The organism is Oricola thermophila, assembly GCF_013358405.1.
GTDB classification, from domain to species: domain Bacteria; phylum Pseudomonadota; class Alphaproteobacteria; order Rhizobiales; family Rhizobiaceae; genus Oricola; species Oricola thermophila.
Map to the genome: position 1 here is coordinate 2,107,043 of NZ_CP054836.1, position 16,249 is coordinate 2,123,291.

A 16,249-nucleotide genomic window follows, 5' to 3' on the forward strand; every position below is an offset into this window, starting at 1 on the left:
AGATAGTTTAATCTCGCCGGATGGGATCATTCGAAGCGAGTGACTGGCTCGACCTGTTTCCAGCCTTCGCGGACCGTGTCCAAGGCTACCTGGCCCAGCCGTGGACCTTCTACCAGTTTGCCATAATCGCAGCCTGTTTCGGGCTTGCCTACGCGCTCTCGCTCAGGATCGAGCCGGCGCTGGAAACCCGCGCGCGACGCATCAAGGGCAATCCCGGCCTGCTGCGCGTCATCGTCGCCTTCATGCGGCGCACCGAATGGGTGATGTTCCTGCTCTTCGTCGCCCTGGCGCGCGCGATCGTGCTTGCCAGCACATGGCCGAGCCGCAGCTACATGCTGTCACTGGCCCTCGTGCTCGGCTTCACGTGGCTCGCCGCCTCCGTCCTGACACGGATCATCCGCAGCCGGACGATCGCCCGCTTCGTGGCGCTGTGCGTCTTCGTCTACGTGGCAACGGGGGTGCTCGACGTGCGGGAGCCGGTGGAGGGCGCGCTCGACGCGCTGGCGGTCAATCTCGGCGAGTTCCGCCTGTCGGCGCTGTTCGTGGTCAAGGCCGCGGCGATCATGGTGTTCCTGCTGTGGGCGGCGCACCTGGCCGCCAGCTTCATCGACAACCGGATCTCCGCGTCCAGCGAGCTGTCGCCATCGTTCAAGGTGCTGGCCGGCAAGGTGACGCGGATCGCCCTGACCGTTCTGGCGGGCGTGATCGCGCTGAACGCGATCGGCGTCGACCTGACCGCGCTGACGATCTTCTCGGGCGCGGTCGGCGTCGGGCTGGGCTTCGGACTGCAGAAAGTGGTCTCGAACTTCGTCTCCGGCGTCATCATCCTGTCCGACAAGTCGATCAAGCCGGGCGACACGATCGAGCTGGGCGACACGTTCGGCTGGATCCGCGAATTGCGCTCCCGCTTCGTCTCGGTGATCACCCGCGACGGGCGCGAATACCTGATCCCGAACGAGGATTTCATCACGCACCAGGTCGTCAACTGGTCGTTCTCCGACAACTTCATCCGTCTCGACGTGGATTTCGGCGTCTCCTACGACAGCGATCCGCACGAGGTGGCGCGGATCGCCATCGAGGCGGCGCAGGGAGTGGACCGCGTGGTGGAGCTCAGGAAACCGGTCTGCTGGATGACCGCGTTCGGCGCGTCCTCGCTCGACTTCAGGCTGCGGTTCTGGATCGCCGATCCGCAGAACGGGCTGACCAACATTCGCGGCCAGGTGCTGCTGGCATTGTGGGACGCCTTCAAGGCGGCCGGCATCGCCATCCCCTTCCCTCACCGGGAGATCATCATGCGCTCGCCGGTTGAGGTGGTGCAGAAGAAGGACGGGCCGACGGACTGATCAGTGCCTGACGTGGCGGCCATCGTCGACCACCGGGCCGTCGGGATCGGGCACGACCTCGGGCGCGCTTCCCGACGCGACGGCAGCATGGGCGGCAATGCCCTGGCGGGTGGCCGGGACGCCGCGACGGCGGGCCGGACCGGCAATGCCCCTGCCCGCCGCGCCCGCGCCGCGGGCAAGCAGCAGGCCGAGCAGGAACCCGACCGCCGCCCAGATCGCGCCGGACACTGTCACGGGAACGCCGGGGCGGAAATCGCGCCACGTGCCGCGGACAAGATCGGCATCGACCTCCCCGGCCAGGATCGCCGGACGAAGCGCCTCGGGCCAGGTCTCGAAACGCGCCGCCTGGAGCCGCAGGCTGTCATAGCGGGCGATCGTCCGGGCGATGGAAACGCCGCGATCGCGCAGGAAATCGTCGGCAGAGGCGCGATAGGCTGCCAGCGCCTCGGCCCGCCCCAGGCCGCTGCGCGACGCATCGGCGTCGAACGCCTCGACGACCACGCGCAGTTCCTGCAGGGCGCCGCCCAGGCGCTGCCGGTATTGCTGGGCGAATTCCGGCGCCTGCGACGTCACAACGCCGCCGGCAATGCCGGTCGCCAGTACGAGCGTGCGCGCGATCCAGGCCAATTGCACCTCCCCTTGCCAATCCGATCCTATCATAACACCGCAGGGGCGATGCGCGGAACGGTTGCATGTGGACGCCGCGACACTAGAGCGGCGGGAGTTCCGCCGCCTGCCGGCCCTTCGGGCTGAGCCGGTAGATGCCGCGCTCGACACGCTCGAACCAGCCATAGTGATCGTCGGCCATGATGGCGCGGGCGCGCTCCACGCCGGTCGCCTTCGCCACCTCGGCGGCCTTTGCGGGGCCGTTCTGCGCAAGCCACGAAGCGACGCGCATGGCATCCTGCCGGTAGGCCGTGACTATGGTGGTGCGGTTGGTTCCGCCCTGGTTGGGATCGCCGACGCGACGGGCGAACTCGCGCAGCAAACGCGTTGTTTTCACCTTGCTTTTTCGCGGCGAGAAGGGGCCGGGATCGAGGTGGACCTCGCAGAAGCCATCATCCATCCGGACGGTGATCAGGCCGAGGCCGAGACGGCGGCAGAGCTTCATGTTGGCGCGCAGCGACGACAGGAACGCCCTGCCCCTGCCGCGCGGCACGGCGACATAGACGGAGTCGGTGATCGCGAGCCGGTCGACGGCCTGGTGGAACAGCGACAGGGTGAAGCCGGTCTTCAGCTCGACGATGACGGGCGGCTCGTCGCCGCGCACGGCAAAGACATCGGCCGGGCCGACCTCGGACTTCACCTCGTAGCCCTGGCCCTCGAGCAGCTTCTTGACCGGGGGATAGAGGTCGGTTTCCTTCGGCTTCATCGCGCTCCGGCGTCAAACCGGGTTGTTGAAGGTGTCGCAATCATCCAGCCTGCCGGACTCGAAGCCGCGGGAGAACCATTCGCGGCGCTGGGCGGAGGTGCCGTGGTTGAAGGAGTCGGGCACGACATAGCCCTGTGTCCGCTTCTGGATCGCGTCGTCGCCGATCTGCGTCGCCGCGTTGAGCGCCTCCTCGAGGTCGCCGGCCTCCAGCAGCCCCCTCTGCGCCGTGTAGTGGCCCCATATGCCGGCGAAACAGTCGGCCTGAAGCTCCACGCGCACGGACAGTGCATTGGCTTCCGCCTGGCTCATGCCACGGCGCATGCGGTTGAACTGCGGCAAGACACCGACGACGTTCTGGACGTGGTGGCCGACCTCGTGGGCGAGCACATAGGCCTGGGCGAAATCGCCGGACGCGCCGAAACGGCGGGCCAGCTCGTCGTAGAAGGACAGGTCGATATAGACCTTCGAATCGCCGGGGCAGTAGAACGGGCCGGATGCCGCGCTGGCGAAACCGCAGGCGGAGGATACCTGGCCCTCGAACAGCACCAGGGTCGGCTCGGGATAATCGCGGCCATTGGCCTCGAATATGCCGCCCCAGACATCCTCGGTCTCGGCGAGAATGGTGGTGACGAAGCGGGTGGTCTCGTCGTCGCGCACCGGGCCGGAGGGGGCGCGGGTTGTCTGCGTCTGCGGGATGGATGGGCCGAGAGAACCGCCGCTGCCGGCAAGGATCGCCAGCGGGTCGATGCCGCAGGAGCGCAGCACGAAAAACAGGATCACCAGCATGACGATGCCGCCGATACCGCCTCCCCCGGTGCGCACGGTGCGCCCGGAGGACGGAATGCGCACGCGCGTCCGGGGCCGGTAGCCCGCGGTTCTCCCTGTGCGCTGGCCGCGCCGGTCCTCGACATTCGAACTCTGGCGGCGGCCTTCCCAGCGCATGACGATTCTCCTCGTGTTGCATGGCAATCAATGCAGCATGGCACCGGAAGCCGCAAGGCGCGATGCGCTTCGCGCTCCCGGCACCACGCGGCGGCGACGCGGGGAAACGCGAGAATTTTCACCGAAATCCGCCCGCGGGGGGTTACATGGCGAGCCGCGATACCCTATAGGCCCCGTCTAGCCTGAAACATGAGACTTCCTCCACCGGATGAGCGGCACGACGCGCATCCGGTCGCTTTGCACAGCCGGAAACAATCCATGCCGAAACGTACCGATATCGACACCGTTCTCATCATCGGCGCGGGGCCGATCGTCATCGGCCAGGCCTGCGAGTTCGACTATTCCGGCACCCAGGCCTGCAAGGCGCTGAAGGAGGAAGGATACCGCATCGTCCTGGTCAACTCGAACCCGGCGACGATCATGACCGATCCCGACCTCGCCGACGCGACATATGTCGAGCCGATCACGCCGGAAGTGGTGGCCAGGATCATCGCCAAGGAACGCACCGAACGCCCGGACGAGAAGATGGTCCTGCTGCCCACCATGGGCGGCCAGACCGCGCTCAACACCGCGCTGTCGCTGCAGCAGATGGGCGTGCTCGACAAGTACGACGTCGAGATGATCGGCGCGAAGCCGGAAGCCATCGACAAGGCCGAGGACCGCAAGCTGTTCCGCGAGGCCATGGAACGGATCGGGCTCGAGAGCCCGCGCTCGATGCTGGTCAACGCCACGGAGATAAAGGACGCGGACCGCAAGGCGCACGAGGCGAAACGCGCCGAGCTGAAGGCGACGCTCGCCGGCGCCGAGCTGGACGCGGCGCTCGACAAGCTCGAACAGGAGTGGCGCGACGGAACGTCGGACCGCAAGCAGCGCTACATGAACCACGCCATGGGCCTCGCCGCCCAGGCGCTGGAGGAAGTCGGCCTGCCGGCGATCATCCGCCCCTCCTTCACGCTCGGCGGCACCGGCGGCGGCATCGCCTACAACCGCGCCGAGTTCTTCGAGATCGTCGAGCGCGGCCTCGACGCCTCACCGACGACGGAAGTGCTGATCGACGAGAGCGTGCTCGGCTGGAAGGAATACGAGATGGAGGTCGTCCGCGATCACGCGGACAACTGCATCATCATCTGCTCCATCGAGAACATCGATCCCATGGGCGTGCACACGGGCGACTCCATCACCATCGCCCCCGCCCTGACGCTGACCGACAAGGAATACCAGATGATGCGCAACGCCTCGATCGCGGTGCTGCGCGAGATCGGGGTGGAAACCGGCGGCTCGAACGTCCAGTTCGCCGTCAACCCGGAAACCGGCCGGCTGGTCGTGATCGAGATGAACCCGCGCGTGTCGCGGTCCTCGGCGCTGGCGTCGAAGGCCACCGGCTTCCCGATCGCCAAGGTGGCGGCGAAACTGGCCGTCGGCTACACGCTGGACGAACTCGACAACGACATCACCGGCGGCGCGACGCCGGCCTCCTTCGAGCCCTCCATCGACTACATCGTCACCAAGATCCCGCGTTTCGCGTTCGAGAAGTTCCCCGGAGCGGAACCCATCCTGACCACGGCGATGAAATCGGTCGGCGAGGTCATGGCCATCGGCCGCTCGTTCCCGGAATCGCTGCAGAAGGCGCTGCGCGGACTCGAGACCGGGCTTACCGGCCTCGACGAGATCGAGATCCCCGGCCTCGGCGAAGGCGACGACAAGAACGCCATCCGCGCCGCCATCGGGACGCCGACGCCGGACCGGCTGCGCATGGTGGCGCAGGCCTTCCGCCTCGGCTTCACCGTGGACGAGGTGCATGCCGGCTGCCGGATCGACCCGTGGTTCCTGGAACAGATCAAGGCGATCATCGACATGGAGGCGCGCATCCGCGCCCACGGCCTGCCGAAGGACGCGACCAACCTGCGCATGCTCAAGGCGATGGGCTTCTCCGACCAGCGGCTGGCGACGCTCGCCGGCGTGCCGGAAACGGAAGTCGCCCAGCTTCGCCACGCGCTGGAAGTGCGCCCCGTCTTCAAGCGCATCGACACCTGCGCCGCCGAATTCGCCTCGCCGACGGCCTACATGTACTCGACCTACGAGACGCCGTTCGCCGGAATGCCGGCCAACGAGGCGGGAATCTCCGACCGCAAGAAGGTCGTCATCCTCGGCGGAGGCCCGAACCGGATCGGCCAGGGCATCGAGTTCGACTATTGCTGCTGCCACGCCGCGTTCTCGCTCCGCGACGCCGGCTACGAGGCGATCATGATCAACTGCAACCCGGAGACGGTGTCGACCGACTACGACACCTCCGACCGGCTCTATTTCGAGCCGCTGACGGCCGAGGACGTGCTAGAGATCCTGAAGCTGGAACAGGAAAAGGGCGAGTTGCTGGGCGTGATCGTGCAGTTCGGCGGCCAGACGCCGCTGAAGCTGGCCAACGCGCTGGAAAAGGCCGGCATCCCGATCCTCGGCACCTCGCCGGACATGATCGACCTGGCGGAAGACCGGGACCGGTTCCAGAAGCTGCTGATCAAGCTCGACCTGACCCAGCCCAAGAACGGCATCGCCTACTCGGTGGAACAGGCCCGCCTGGTCGCCGCCTCGCTCGGCTACCCGCTGGTGGTGCGCCCCTCCTACGTGCTGGGCGGCCGCGCCATGCAGATCATCCGCGACGATTCCGGCCTCGATTCCTACCTGCTGGGCACCGTGCCGGAACTGATCCCGGAGGACATCAAGGCACGCTACCCGAACGACAAGACCGGCCAGATCAACACGCTGCTCGGCTCCAACCCGCTGCTGTTCGACACCTATCTCACCGACGCCATCGAGGTGGACGTCGACTGCCTGTGCGACGGCGAGGATGTCTATGTCTCCGGCATCATGGAGCATATCGAGGAGGCCGGAATCCATTCCGGCGACTCCGCCTGCTCGCTGCCGGTCCACACGCTGGGCGCGGACATGGTGGACGAGCTGGAACGCCAGACCATCGCGCTGGCCAGGGCGCTCAATGTCGGCGGCCTGATGAACGTGCAGTACGCCATCAAGGACGGCCAGGTCTACGTGCTGGAAGTCAATCCGCGCGCCTCGCGCACCGTGCCCTTCGTGGCCAAGACGATCGGCCTGCCGATCGCCAAGATCGCGGCGCGGATCATGGCGGGCGAGAAGCTGGACCCGGCCATCGGCAATTACGGCAAGCGGCGCGACATCAAGACGCTCAGGCACATAGCGGTGAAGGAAGCCGTCTTCCCCTTCTCCAAGTTCCCGGGCGTCGACACCCTGCTCGGACCCGAGATGCGGTCCACCGGCGAAGTCATGGGCCTCGACCACGACTACGCGGTGGCCTTCGCCAAGGCGCAGCTGGGCGCCGGCGCGGAACTGCCGAAATCCGGCACGGTGTTCATCTCGGTCAAGGACAGCGACAAGGAGCGCGTCCTGCCAACGGCCAAGCTGTTCACGGAACTGGGCTTCAATATCCTCGCCACCGGCGGCACGCAGCGCTATCTCGCGGAAAACGGCGTGCCGGCAACCAAGATCAACAAGGTCCTGGAAGGCCGTCCGCATGTCGAGGACGCCATCCGCAACCGCCAGGTGCAACTCGTCATCAACACGACGGAAGGCAAGAAGGCGTTCGCCGACTCCAAGCCGCTGCGTCGCGCCGCGCTGGTCAACAAGGTGCCCTACTTCACGACGATGGCCGGATCCATCGCCGCCGGCGAGGCCATCCAGGCGCTCAACAAGGGCGAATTGCAGGTGCGGCCGCTGCAGAGCTACTTCGCCTGACCAGTGCCCGTTGGCGCCGGTCAAAACGGCGCGACACTGTTTCCCTTGCGGCAGCAGTCCTCTATTCTCTCCTCCGGGGACGAGAGGAGGCCGGCCATGCCGAAGAACATCGTCATCCTGTGCGACGGCACGTCGAACCAGATCGAGGAGCAGCGTACCAACATCCTGCGCCTCTATGGCTGCCTGAGAAAGAACGACGGGCAGATCGTCTTCTACGATCCGGGCGTCGGGACTTTCGGCGGCGAGAACGACTGGTGGCGCTATTCCCGCAAGGCCAAGGAAATCTGGGGGCTGGCGACCGGCTGGGGCCTCGACCAGAACGTCAAGCAGGCCTACCGCTTCCTGGTTGAGCATTTCGACCCCGGCCAGAAGAAGACGACGAAGCGACCGGAGATCCCGCAGGACGACATCTACATCCTCGGCTTCTCGCGCGGCGCCTATACCGCGCGCGTGCTGGCGGGCTTCATCCACGCCTTCGGGATCATGGACAGGACGCAGCTCAACCTGCTCGACTATGCCTACCGAACCTACAAGGGAATCAGCGATTTCGACGGACCCGACGGCGGCGATCCGAACGCCGCCTTCCGGGCATTGCGCCTGTATGAGAGGGCGCTGACGCCACACCGGCCGGACATCAAGGCGCTCGGCCTTTTCGACACGGTCGGTTCCGTCATCGAACAGGGCAAGGTGTTTCCGCAACTGCGGACCCATCCCTTCACCAGGTCGAATCCGAGCGTCGCCCATGTGCGCCACGCCGTCGCCATCGACGAGCGGCGCACCATGTTCAACCCGATCCTCTGGCCGGCCGGCGGCAATTTCACCGGACCGCCCTTCAAGAGGCGCGACCCCGTTCCGCAGGACGTCAAGGAGGTCTGGTTTTCCGGCGTGCATGGCGATGTCGGCGGCGGCTACGGAGAGGCGGAGAGCGCGCAGGCCAAGATCCCCCTCGCCTGGATGATCCGCGAGATGGAGGAAATCGGCCTGAAGTTCTTCCAGCCGACGGTCAGGAAGATCGTGCTGGGCGAGGACCCGGACCATCCGCAATACGTGAAGCCGGGCGTCGGGCAGGAACTCCATGATTCGATGACCGCGGCCTGGTCGGCAGTGGAATTCCTGCCGCGCCGCATCCCCCCGACCTCGTTTCGCGAAAGGGGCCGCAAGGGCTGCTACTTCCCGCTCTTCGACCGCCGGCTGATCCCGCCGGGCGCGACAATCCACGAGTCGGTGCGCGAGCGCATGGAAAGGGACAGCAACTACAGGCCGGAAAACCTGCCGGTCGGAACTGCAGGAAAAACTTCCGCAAGCTGAGGCTTTTCAAGGCACGCACGCCGCGAAAAGCAACCTATTCTCACCCCATTGCAATAGAATTGAATCGCACTATAGTCATTGCCGAACTCATTCGGCGGTTCCTGAGCGTGCGCTCCGGGAGCCGTTTTCTTTTATGCCGCTCAACACCGGCAAACGGAAATCGGGTAACGGAAAAGGGGATAGGCCAAATGGAAAAAGTGCCTATGACTGCAACAGGCTTCGCGCAGCTGAAGGAAGAACTGCGCTGGCGCCAGCAGGAAGAACGCCCGCGCATCATCGAGGCGATTTCCGAGGCACGCGCCCATGGCGACCTTTCAGAAAACGCGGAATACCACGCCGCCAAGGAAGCGCAGTCGCACAATGAAGGCCGTATCGGCGAGCTGGAAGACCTGATCAGCCGTGCCGAGGTCATCGACATTTCCAAGCTTTCCGGCAGCACCGTGAAATTCGGTGCGACCGTGACGCTGGCGGACGAGGACACCGACGAGGAGAAGGTCTACCAGATCGTCGGCGACCAGGAAGCCGACGTGAAGGCCGGCAAGATCTCGATCTCCTCCCCGATCGCGCGCGCGCTGATCGGCAAGGAGGAAGGCGATTCCATCGAGGTGCAGGCACCGGGCGGATCGCACGGCTACGAGATCGTCAGCGTCAAGTATATCTGACGCCCATCGGAGGGGCGCCCCGACCATGGCGCAAGGCGCAAGTGGACAAACGGCCCCCTCCGGCATCCCCGACATCATCGCTCCGAATTTCAAGCGGCGGCTTTCCGGCGTCACCTCGACCATCGTGCAGCTTATCCCGGCGCAACGCGCGGCGGGGCTGGATATCGCCGCCCTCGGACCGGGGCTGCCGGACGGCGTTGCGAAAATGCCCTGTGCCGGGCTGGCCGGACTGTGGACACGTCCCGCCGGAAGGACGGCTCGTGTCTGGCACGCGCGGCGCAATACCGAGATGGTTGCCGGGCTGATCCTGCGCGACATGCTGCGCATGCCGGTGAAGCTCGTGTTCACCTCCGCCTCGCAACGCCACCACAAGCCGTTCACGAAATGGCTGATCGGACGCATGGATGCCGTCATCTCCACCTCGCAAAAGACGGCGGGCTACCTGGAACGGCCGTCGACGGTGATCCTGCACGGGATCGACCTTGAAAGGTTCCACCCGGCCGGGGACCGCGCCGGGGCCAAGCGCGCCGTCGGCCTGCCCGCCGACCGGAAGATCGTCGGCTGCTTCGGCCGCATCCGCCGCCAGAAGGGAACGGACCTGTTCGCGGAGGCGCTGTTCGCTCCGCTGAAGGCAATGCCCGAATGGATCGCGATCATCGCCGGGCGGACAACGGCCGAGCACAAGGGCTTCGAGGCGGAACTGCGGGCGCGGATCGCTTCGGAGGGCCTGGAAGACCGCATCCTGTTCGTCGGCGAGCATACCGACATCGAGCGCTGGTACCAGGCGCTCGACCTGTTCATCGCGCCGCAGCGCTGGGAAGGGTTCGGACTGACCCCGCTGGAGGCCATGGCATGCGCCGTGCCGGTGATCGCGACCGATGTGGGCGCATTTTCGGAATTGATCGTCGAGGGCGAGACGGGCCATATACTGCCCGACCTCAAGGCAGAGACCATGCAGATTGCCGCCGAAAGACTGATGGCCGACGACGCCTTGCGCGAGACGATGGGACGGAAGGCGCGCCGCCATGTCGAGGCGCATTTCTCGCTGGAACGGGAAGTCCGGCAACTGGCCCGGGTCTATGACAGCGTCGCCCCCAGAACCGGCACGGCCGCCCCGCGATGACCATGCGTTTCGCCGCAATCCCCACCGGCAACACGCGCCCGCTCATCGACGCGCTCGGCCCGGCCTGCGACGCCGTGGAGGCGGCTTCCGGCAGCATGTCCGGCGACATTGCGCCGGACCTTGCCGCCCGACTGGATGCCATTGCCGAACGCAACGTGACGAGGCGGCGCATCCGCTTTCCGCGGCTGTTCGCCAACCCGCTGGTCGCAGGCGCCTACCGCGCCATCTATCGCAGGCGCGCGCGGCGCATCTACGGCGCGTTCCACCGGGCGCTGGCCGCCGACACGTCGCGCACCGTGCTCGTGTTCAACGGATATCTCGCGCCGAACGCGCTCCTGGCGCTGGCCGCCGAGCAACTCTCGATGAAACGGCTGTTCCTCGAGAACGGATTCTATCCCGGGACGATGCAGGCCGACCCGGAGGGCATCAATGCCCTGTCCACCCTGCCCCGCGCAGCAGCCTTCTATGACGGGCTTCCCGAAGACGTGCCCGGCGACGGGTGGCCGGAGGATTTCGAGGTCCGCAAGTCGAAGCTGAAGGACGGCACCGCGGCGGCGGACGAACTGCCGAACAACTATGTCTTCGTGCCCTTCCAGGTGCCGAGCGACATGCAGATCCTGGCCCTGTCGCCCTGGATCGACTCCATGGTGAAACTGCACGGGGAAATCGCGGCGCTGGCCGACGCCTTTCCCGAACGCAGGTTCGTCATCAAGGAACATCCGAGCTTTCCTCTTAGCATTCAACAGGTTGTGCCGCGACATTCACGCATCATGTTCGCCAATGGCGGCAATACCCGCAGGCTGATCGAAGGGGCGGAGGCGGTCATCACCGTGAACTCCACCGTCGGGCTGGAAGCGCTGACGCTGGGCCGGAAGGTGATCACGCTCGGCGAGGCGCACTACAATATCGACGGTCTCGTGCTGCATGCGGGCAGCCGCGCGGAGCTGCACGAGGCCTTCGCGCGGCTCGACGCATGGCAGCCGGACGAGGATCGGCGCCGACGCTTCATCCGTTTCGTCTTCAACCGGTTCCTGCTGCCCTTCGGACGAACCGCGCCCGGAGACAAGGCGCTCGCGATCCTGACCGAGCGAGCGACCGGCCGCGATGCCTATTCGCGGGCGCTGGCCGAATTCACCGGCACGGCGGACGCATGAAGGCCTATTTCATCAACCTGGACCGGTCGCCGGAACGACTGGCATACATGTCCCGGACGCTGAACGCGCTCGGCATCGACCACGAGCGGGTCGCGGCAGTCGACGGGAACACCCTGTCGGACGAAGAGATCGGACGAAACTACACCCACCGCGCGGGAACGCAGCTTCTGGACGCAGGCTCCATCGCCTGCTTCATGAGTCACAGGAGGGCCTGGCAGCGGATCGCGGAAGGCGAGGACGACCATGCGCTGGTGCTCGAGGACGACATCGTGTTCGGCCGCGATGCGGGGGCGCTGCTGCGCGACATGTCATGGATACCCGATGGCGCACCGCTGGTGCGGCTGGAGACCTTCCGGCGGCACACGGTCTGGGATGCGGAGCCCCTCGCCCGCGCCGGGGACCGCGAGATCGTTCGCCTGCGCCATGTCCAGCTCGGCGCCGGCGCATACGTGATCTCGCGACGCGCGGCCGGCCTGCTGACGGAACGCACCCCGCCCTTTCGCCATGCCGTCGACTTCGTGCTGTTCGATCCGCGTTGCCCCGACTTCTGCGGTTTCGAGATCATGCAGATGATCCCGGCGCCGTGCATCCAGAGCGACCGTGCGCCCGCCGACACGCGGCCTGTCGACCTGCCTTCGATACTCCAGCAGACGCGAAGAAAAGTGCTGGCGCGCGGCTTCCGCCGGCTTTTGGCAAAGACGGAACGCGAACTGTCCAAACAGCGGCTGAAATGGAGCGGTCTCATATTCGACAGATTCCGCGGCACAAAAACAGGCAGGATACCGTTTCGCTAGGAGTGGTCGCGCGTTGCCGATTCCGCGGCTATGGACTAGAGCTTCAAATGCACCCGCCCGACGGACGGCGGGAAGATTGGCCGCGCTGCGAAAGGGAATTGCCATCATGGGTCTGATCCGAACGATCAAGCGCGTGTTCCTCGGCTTCGACGACGGCGTACGCAAGCGTGTCATCGACGAGCGCAACGACCTAGACGCCGACTACTACCAGGGCCTGCACGAGAAGAACGCCGCCTACCAGACCAACAACTGGCTGGTAGACCAGGAGCGGCTGGCGACACTGATCGCCGGAAAGACCGTGATGGAGCTGGGATGCGGCAACGGACGCTTCACGGCCAAGGCGGCAAAGACAGCAGCGCATGTGCATGGCGTCGACTGGGCGAGAAGCCCGCAATTCGACGACAGCCCGGACAATGTCACATTCGTGCAGGCCGACGCGCTGAAGGCCGAGTTGCCGAAAGCGGACGTGGCGTGCTCCGGGGACGTGCTGGAACATTTCCGCCCCGAGGACATTCCGGCCCTGGTCAGGAAGCTGCACGCCAGCGCACCGGTGAACTATCACGTCATCGCCTGCTACGACGACAAGCACAGTCACCTGACCGTAAAGCCGAAGGAATGGTGGCTCGAACAGTTCGCGGTTCACGACCCGAACTACCGACTACTCAATGACGGAACGGAAAAGAGAGAGGTCGCGATCGTCTCCAACGCCTGAAATCGCGACGCACCCGCTACGACGTCCATGTTCATTCGAACCAAGAAGAAGAAGGCCTGTTTCCTGCCGAAGATTTTCGAGCCGCGCGGCGTAAACGACCTCATTCGCCTGGGCAGCGACCATGACGGCGGATACGTGGTCTCGGCGGATGCGGTGGCATCCACGCGTCACATGCTGTCGCTCGGGCTCGGCTACAATTGCGACTTCCCCTACGATCTTGCAGCCATGGGCCGGCTGGACAGCCTGACCTGCTACGACGCGTCGATCGACCCGGATGCGTTGCGCAGGCGCTTCCTAAAGGCGCGGCTTCTATCCGTGGTACAGCCGGACAGGCACAGGCGGTTTCTCGAATACTACAAGCAGTACAAGTCCCTGTTCGACTCGGGACGACCGGGCTTCGCACATCTGCGCGAGGATGCCGGCATGGCCGAGGGAATGGTATCACCCGCGGAAACCATCGGGCGCATAGATCCCGGCACGGGCCGGCTTTTCCTGAAGGTCGATGTCGGAGGCCGGGAATACGACTTCCTCGACCAGATCATAGAGGCCAACGAAACCCTGTCCGGCCTCGTCATCGTCTTCCATTCCGCGGTAGAACACATGCGCGAGATCGAGGTTTTCGTGAGCGCCATGCGCGAATTCATGACCATCGACAACACGGCGGCCGACAACACGGCCGGCCTGACAGGTATCGGCTCTCCGAACCGGATAGAGATGAGCTTCTCGGCAAAATTCGCAAGCGAGCCGCACATCCCGATCGCGGGAGCATCGACCCGCTACAAGGTGCTGACAGCGCCCAACGACCCCAACCTGACAGAGTACGAGATATTCTATGTGGAATGATTGCGGCGACGCGTGCCCGAGGCCGGCATGACGCAAAGCACCGACACGCGGCCGATCCGCGCCCATGTCTTCACCGACGCCGATCCGCGCATGTTCCTGAAACAGGCGCCAGGCATGTCCGACACGGTCGATGGCGTGACCTTCAGTTTCGGCATCGACGTGGCAGAGGATGCCGACGTGCTGATCCTCCACACGCGCGCATCCTTTTCGGTGCCGACGCGCCTGCCGCGCGAACGCACCGCCTTCATCGCCGGCGAGCCCGACCACATCCACCGCTACAATCCGGCCTATCTCAACCAGTTCGGACTCGTGCTGACGACAAGCAGCGAACCGATCGATACCGAGGTCCTGCGGGAAAACTTCTGCCTGAAGTGGTACGCGGGCATCAACTACGACGAGGAGCCGGAGTTTCCCGGCCTCCTCGGACACGACTACTTCTCGTCGCTCCGGCCGCCGGCAAAGACCGGAGAGCGGATATCCATCGTCACGAGCAGGAAGGCGCATACGCCTTTTCACAAGAAGCGGCTGCAATTCATCGAGTTCCTGAAGGAACGCATCCCCGACCGCATCGATCTGTTCGGCGAGGGACACCGCTATGTCGGCGACAAGCGCGAGGCGCTGGAGCCGTACAAGTATCACCTGGCGCTCGAGAACTCCGATGACGACTTCGGATGGACCGAGAAGCTGTCCGACCCGCTCCTGTGCTGGGCGTTCCCCTTCTACTCGGGATGCGGCAACGTGGCCGCGGAGTTGCCCGCCGGTTGCCATATGCCGCTCGACCTTGACGATTTCGACGCCGCGCTGGCGCGCATGGTCTACGCGATGGAAAGCGATCACTACGCGAGAGCGCAGGAGGACATCGCCGAGGCAAGACGGCGCATTCTCGGCCACTACAACGCAATGAGCATGCTGGCGCGGGTGTCACGACGCGCCTACGAGGCGGCGCCCGACGCACGACCGGCCTCGCGCGAGCGGCTGATCTACGCCGAACGCGCCTTTCCCCCGGGTGACGGCCACCGGGGCAGCCGCGGTCAGGCGATGGCAAGACGGGCGATCCTAGCGGTCTATCCCCGCTTCGACCTGCTGCTCGCCCGCCAGAAGAAGGCGCGCGACGTCAGGCATCAGCGCAGGAACCGGCTCCGGCACGCGAAAACAGCCGGCAAACCCGCGCCGAAGCAGGCATAGGCCGACTGCCCCCTGCTTCGCCGCCCCTTTTGCCGGTGCGACACGAACTGAGGCTTTGACGCCACCATTCATGCTGATCTATTCCGGTCACATTCACCGAGCCCCGGACAAGAGAGGATCTGGCCCTGTCTTCACGCACCGTCTTCATCGGCCTGACCCGCGATTGCGCCCATTCCCTGCCGCGCATCCTGCAATCGATCAGCGAATTCGGGCGCAGCCTCGACGACTGGGGCTACGTGTTCCTCGAAAACGGCTCGGAAGACGAAACGGTGGCGATCCTGGACGAGTTCCACCGCCTCCACGACAAGGGAATTGTCGAAACGCTTCCGGATCTCGACAGCCGGATTCCCGTACGCACGGAACGGCTTGCCCACCTGCGCAACCGCGCGCTCGAACATGTCCGGGCCGACGAGCGACTGGCGGACTTCGACTACGCGATCATCATGGACATGGACGGCGTCAATTCCCTGTTCCCGGCCGATCGACTGCGCGCCCACATGTCCGACTGGCCGGAGGATCGGGCGGCGGTCTTCGCCAACCAAACCGAGAGCTACTACGATGTCTGGGCATACCGGCACCCGACGCATTCGCCCGACGACTGCTGGGAACGGGTGGAGAAACGCCCGGCCGGCATGTCCAAGGCCCAAGCCTACGAGACATTCGTCGCGGCTCGCAAGAAACCCTGGCCGCGCGATGCCGGCATGGTCGAGGTCGAGAGCGCCTTCGGCGGGCTGGCGCTCTACCGCCTGCCGGCGCTCCGCGACTGCAGCTATCTCGGCCTCGACGAAGACGGCAACCCCCGCTGCGAGCACGTGGAGTTCCACCGCCAGATACGCAGCAAGGGCTACCGGCTGTTCATCGATCCGGCAATGATCAACGGAACGGGCGCAGAGGAACACAAGGCGCCGAAGGGAATTCGTTACCTCAGGCGCCTGCTTCATCGCGTCGGGCGCCTCGCCGGCCGCCGGTAAGCGGAAACGCGGCGTTGCCTTGCCCCCGTGCATGGACTAAGGCGCACAAGCAAAGCGAACCAGAGACCGGAGAGGAAC

The 16,249-nt window shown here is 65.4% G+C and carries 14 protein-coding genes; 11 read left to right on the forward strand and 3 right to left on the reverse strand.

The window, feature by feature from the left end; all coding sequences use genetic code 11:
* Positions 1–20 precede the first annotated feature (20 nt).
* Entirely contained in the window at positions 21–1,343 is a 1,323-nt protein-coding gene (locus HTY61_RS10265) for a mechanosensitive ion channel family protein (protein ID WP_175276699.1), read from the forward strand.
* Here HTY61_RS10265 and HTY61_RS10270 read toward each other — a convergent pair whose 3' ends face one another.
* The 3 genes from HTY61_RS10270 to ypfJ form a co-directional block, all read right to left on the reverse strand.
* Complete coding sequence (locus tag HTY61_RS10270; protein ID WP_175276700.1) at positions 1,344–1,970, reverse strand: DUF2937 family protein; 627 nt, start codon at positions 1,968–1,970, stop codon at positions 1,344–1,346.
* An 82-nt stretch (positions 1,971–2,052) separates the two neighbouring features.
* Positions 2,053–2,715: a DUF2161 domain-containing phosphodiesterase gene (locus tag HTY61_RS10275; protein WP_175276701.1), complete on the reverse strand. Its 663-nt coding sequence runs from the start codon at positions 2,713–2,715 to the stop codon at positions 2,053–2,055.
* Positions 2,716–2,727: 12 nt separating this feature from the next.
* Complete coding sequence (gene ypfJ / locus HTY61_RS10280) at positions 2,728–3,657, reverse strand: KPN_02809 family neutral zinc metallopeptidase (RefSeq protein WP_175276702.1); 930 nt, start codon at positions 3,655–3,657, stop codon at positions 2,728–2,730.
* A gap of 258 nt (positions 3,658–3,915) precedes the next feature.
* On the opposite strand from ypfJ, the gene carB reads away from it, so the two are divergent.
* The 10 genes from carB to HTY61_RS10330 all read left to right on the forward strand — a co-directional run bounded on the left by carB (position 3,916) and on the right by HTY61_RS10330 (position 16,171).
* Positions 3,916–7,419, forward strand: a complete 3,504-nt coding sequence (gene carB / locus HTY61_RS10285) for a carbamoyl-phosphate synthase large subunit (RefSeq protein ID WP_175276703.1) — start codon at positions 3,916–3,918, stop codon at positions 7,417–7,419.
* Positions 7,420–7,515: 96 nt separating this feature from the next.
* A complete protein-coding gene (locus HTY61_RS10290) occupies positions 7,516–8,727 on the forward strand; it encodes a T6SS phospholipase effector Tle1-like catalytic domain-containing protein (RefSeq protein ID WP_175276704.1) in 1,212 nt (403 codons plus the stop codon).
* A 188-nt stretch (positions 8,728–8,915) separates the two neighbouring features.
* A complete protein-coding gene (gene greA / locus HTY61_RS10295; RefSeq protein ID WP_175276705.1) occupies positions 8,916–9,389 on the forward strand; it encodes a transcription elongation factor GreA in 474 nt (157 codons plus the stop codon).
* A gap of 25 nt (positions 9,390–9,414) precedes the next feature.
* The gene (locus HTY61_RS10300) at positions 9,415–10,512 is read left to right on the forward strand and encodes a glycosyltransferase family 4 protein (RefSeq protein WP_175276706.1); all 1,098 of its coding nucleotides are present in this window, start codon (positions 9,415–9,417) and stop codon (positions 10,510–10,512) included.
* Entirely contained in the window at positions 10,509–11,666 is a 1,158-nt protein-coding gene (locus HTY61_RS10305; RefSeq protein WP_175276707.1) for a capsular polysaccharide export protein, LipB/KpsS family, read from the forward strand. Before HTY61_RS10300 ends, HTY61_RS10305 begins: the two co-directional genes overlap by 4 nt.
* Positions 11,663–12,460 carry a glycosyltransferase family 25 protein gene (locus HTY61_RS10310; protein ID WP_175276708.1) on the forward strand — a complete coding sequence of 266 codons (798 nt, stop codon included), beginning with the start codon at positions 11,663–11,665 and terminating at the stop codon, positions 12,458–12,460. The genes HTY61_RS10305 and HTY61_RS10310 overlap by 4 nt, the downstream gene beginning before the upstream one ends.
* Positions 12,461–12,566: 106 nt before the next feature.
* Positions 12,567–13,172 carry a class I SAM-dependent methyltransferase gene (locus HTY61_RS10315; RefSeq protein ID WP_175276709.1) on the forward strand — a complete coding sequence of 202 codons (606 nt, stop codon included), beginning with the start codon at positions 12,567–12,569 and terminating at the stop codon, positions 13,170–13,172.
* A 27-nt stretch (positions 13,173–13,199) separates the two neighbouring features.
* Positions 13,200–14,015, forward strand: a complete 816-nt coding sequence (locus HTY61_RS10320; RefSeq protein ID WP_175276710.1) for a hypothetical protein — start codon at positions 13,200–13,202, stop codon at positions 14,013–14,015.
* A gap of 27 nt (positions 14,016–14,042) precedes the next feature.
* A complete protein-coding gene (locus tag HTY61_RS10325) occupies positions 14,043–15,200 on the forward strand; it encodes a glycosyltransferase family 10 fucosyltransferase (RefSeq protein ID WP_175276711.1) in 1,158 nt (385 codons plus the stop codon).
* 197 nt (positions 15,201–15,397) lie between these two features.
* Positions 15,398–16,171: a glycosyltransferase gene (locus tag HTY61_RS10330; protein WP_246273027.1), complete on the forward strand. Its 774-nt coding sequence runs from the start codon at positions 15,398–15,400 to the stop codon at positions 16,169–16,171.
* The last annotated feature ends 78 nt before the right edge of the window (positions 16,172–16,249 follow it).

Excerpts from the sequence above, each read along its gene's own strand:
- HTY61_RS10275 (WP_175276701.1), bottom strand. The coding sequence starts at position 2,715 with ATGAAGCCGAAGGAAACCGACCTCTATCCCCCGGTCAAGAAGCTGCTC.
- HTY61_RS10300 (WP_175276706.1), top strand. The coding sequence starts at position 9,415 with ATGGCGCAAGGCGCAAGTGGACAAACGGCCCCCTCCGGCATCCCCGAC.
- ypfJ (WP_175276702.1), bottom strand. The coding sequence starts at position 3,657 with ATGCGCTGGGAAGGCCGCCGCCAGAGTTCGAATGTCGAGGACCGGCGC.
- carB (WP_175276703.1), top strand. The coding sequence starts at position 3,916 with ATGCCGAAACGTACCGATATCGACACCGTTCTCATCATCGGCGCGGGG.
- HTY61_RS10315 (WP_175276709.1), top strand. The coding sequence starts at position 12,567 with ATGGGTCTGATCCGAACGATCAAGCGCGTGTTCCTCGGCTTCGACGAC.
- HTY61_RS10325 (WP_175276711.1), top strand. The coding sequence starts at position 14,043 with ATGACGCAAAGCACCGACACGCGGCCGATCCGCGCCCATGTCTTCACC.
- greA (WP_175276705.1), top strand. The coding sequence starts at position 8,916 with ATGGAAAAAGTGCCTATGACTGCAACAGGCTTCGCGCAGCTGAAGGAA.
- HTY61_RS10290 (WP_175276704.1), top strand. The coding sequence starts at position 7,516 with ATGCCGAAGAACATCGTCATCCTGTGCGACGGCACGTCGAACCAGATC.
- HTY61_RS10320 (WP_175276710.1), top strand. The coding sequence starts at position 13,200 with ATGTTCATTCGAACCAAGAAGAAGAAGGCCTGTTTCCTGCCGAAGATT.
- HTY61_RS10265 (WP_175276699.1), top strand. The coding sequence starts at position 21 with ATGGGATCATTCGAAGCGAGTGACTGGCTCGACCTGTTTCCAGCCTTC.
- HTY61_RS10305 (WP_175276707.1), top strand. The coding sequence starts at position 10,509 with ATGACCATGCGTTTCGCCGCAATCCCCACCGGCAACACGCGCCCGCTC.
- HTY61_RS10310 (WP_175276708.1), top strand. The coding sequence starts at position 11,663 with ATGAAGGCCTATTTCATCAACCTGGACCGGTCGCCGGAACGACTGGCA.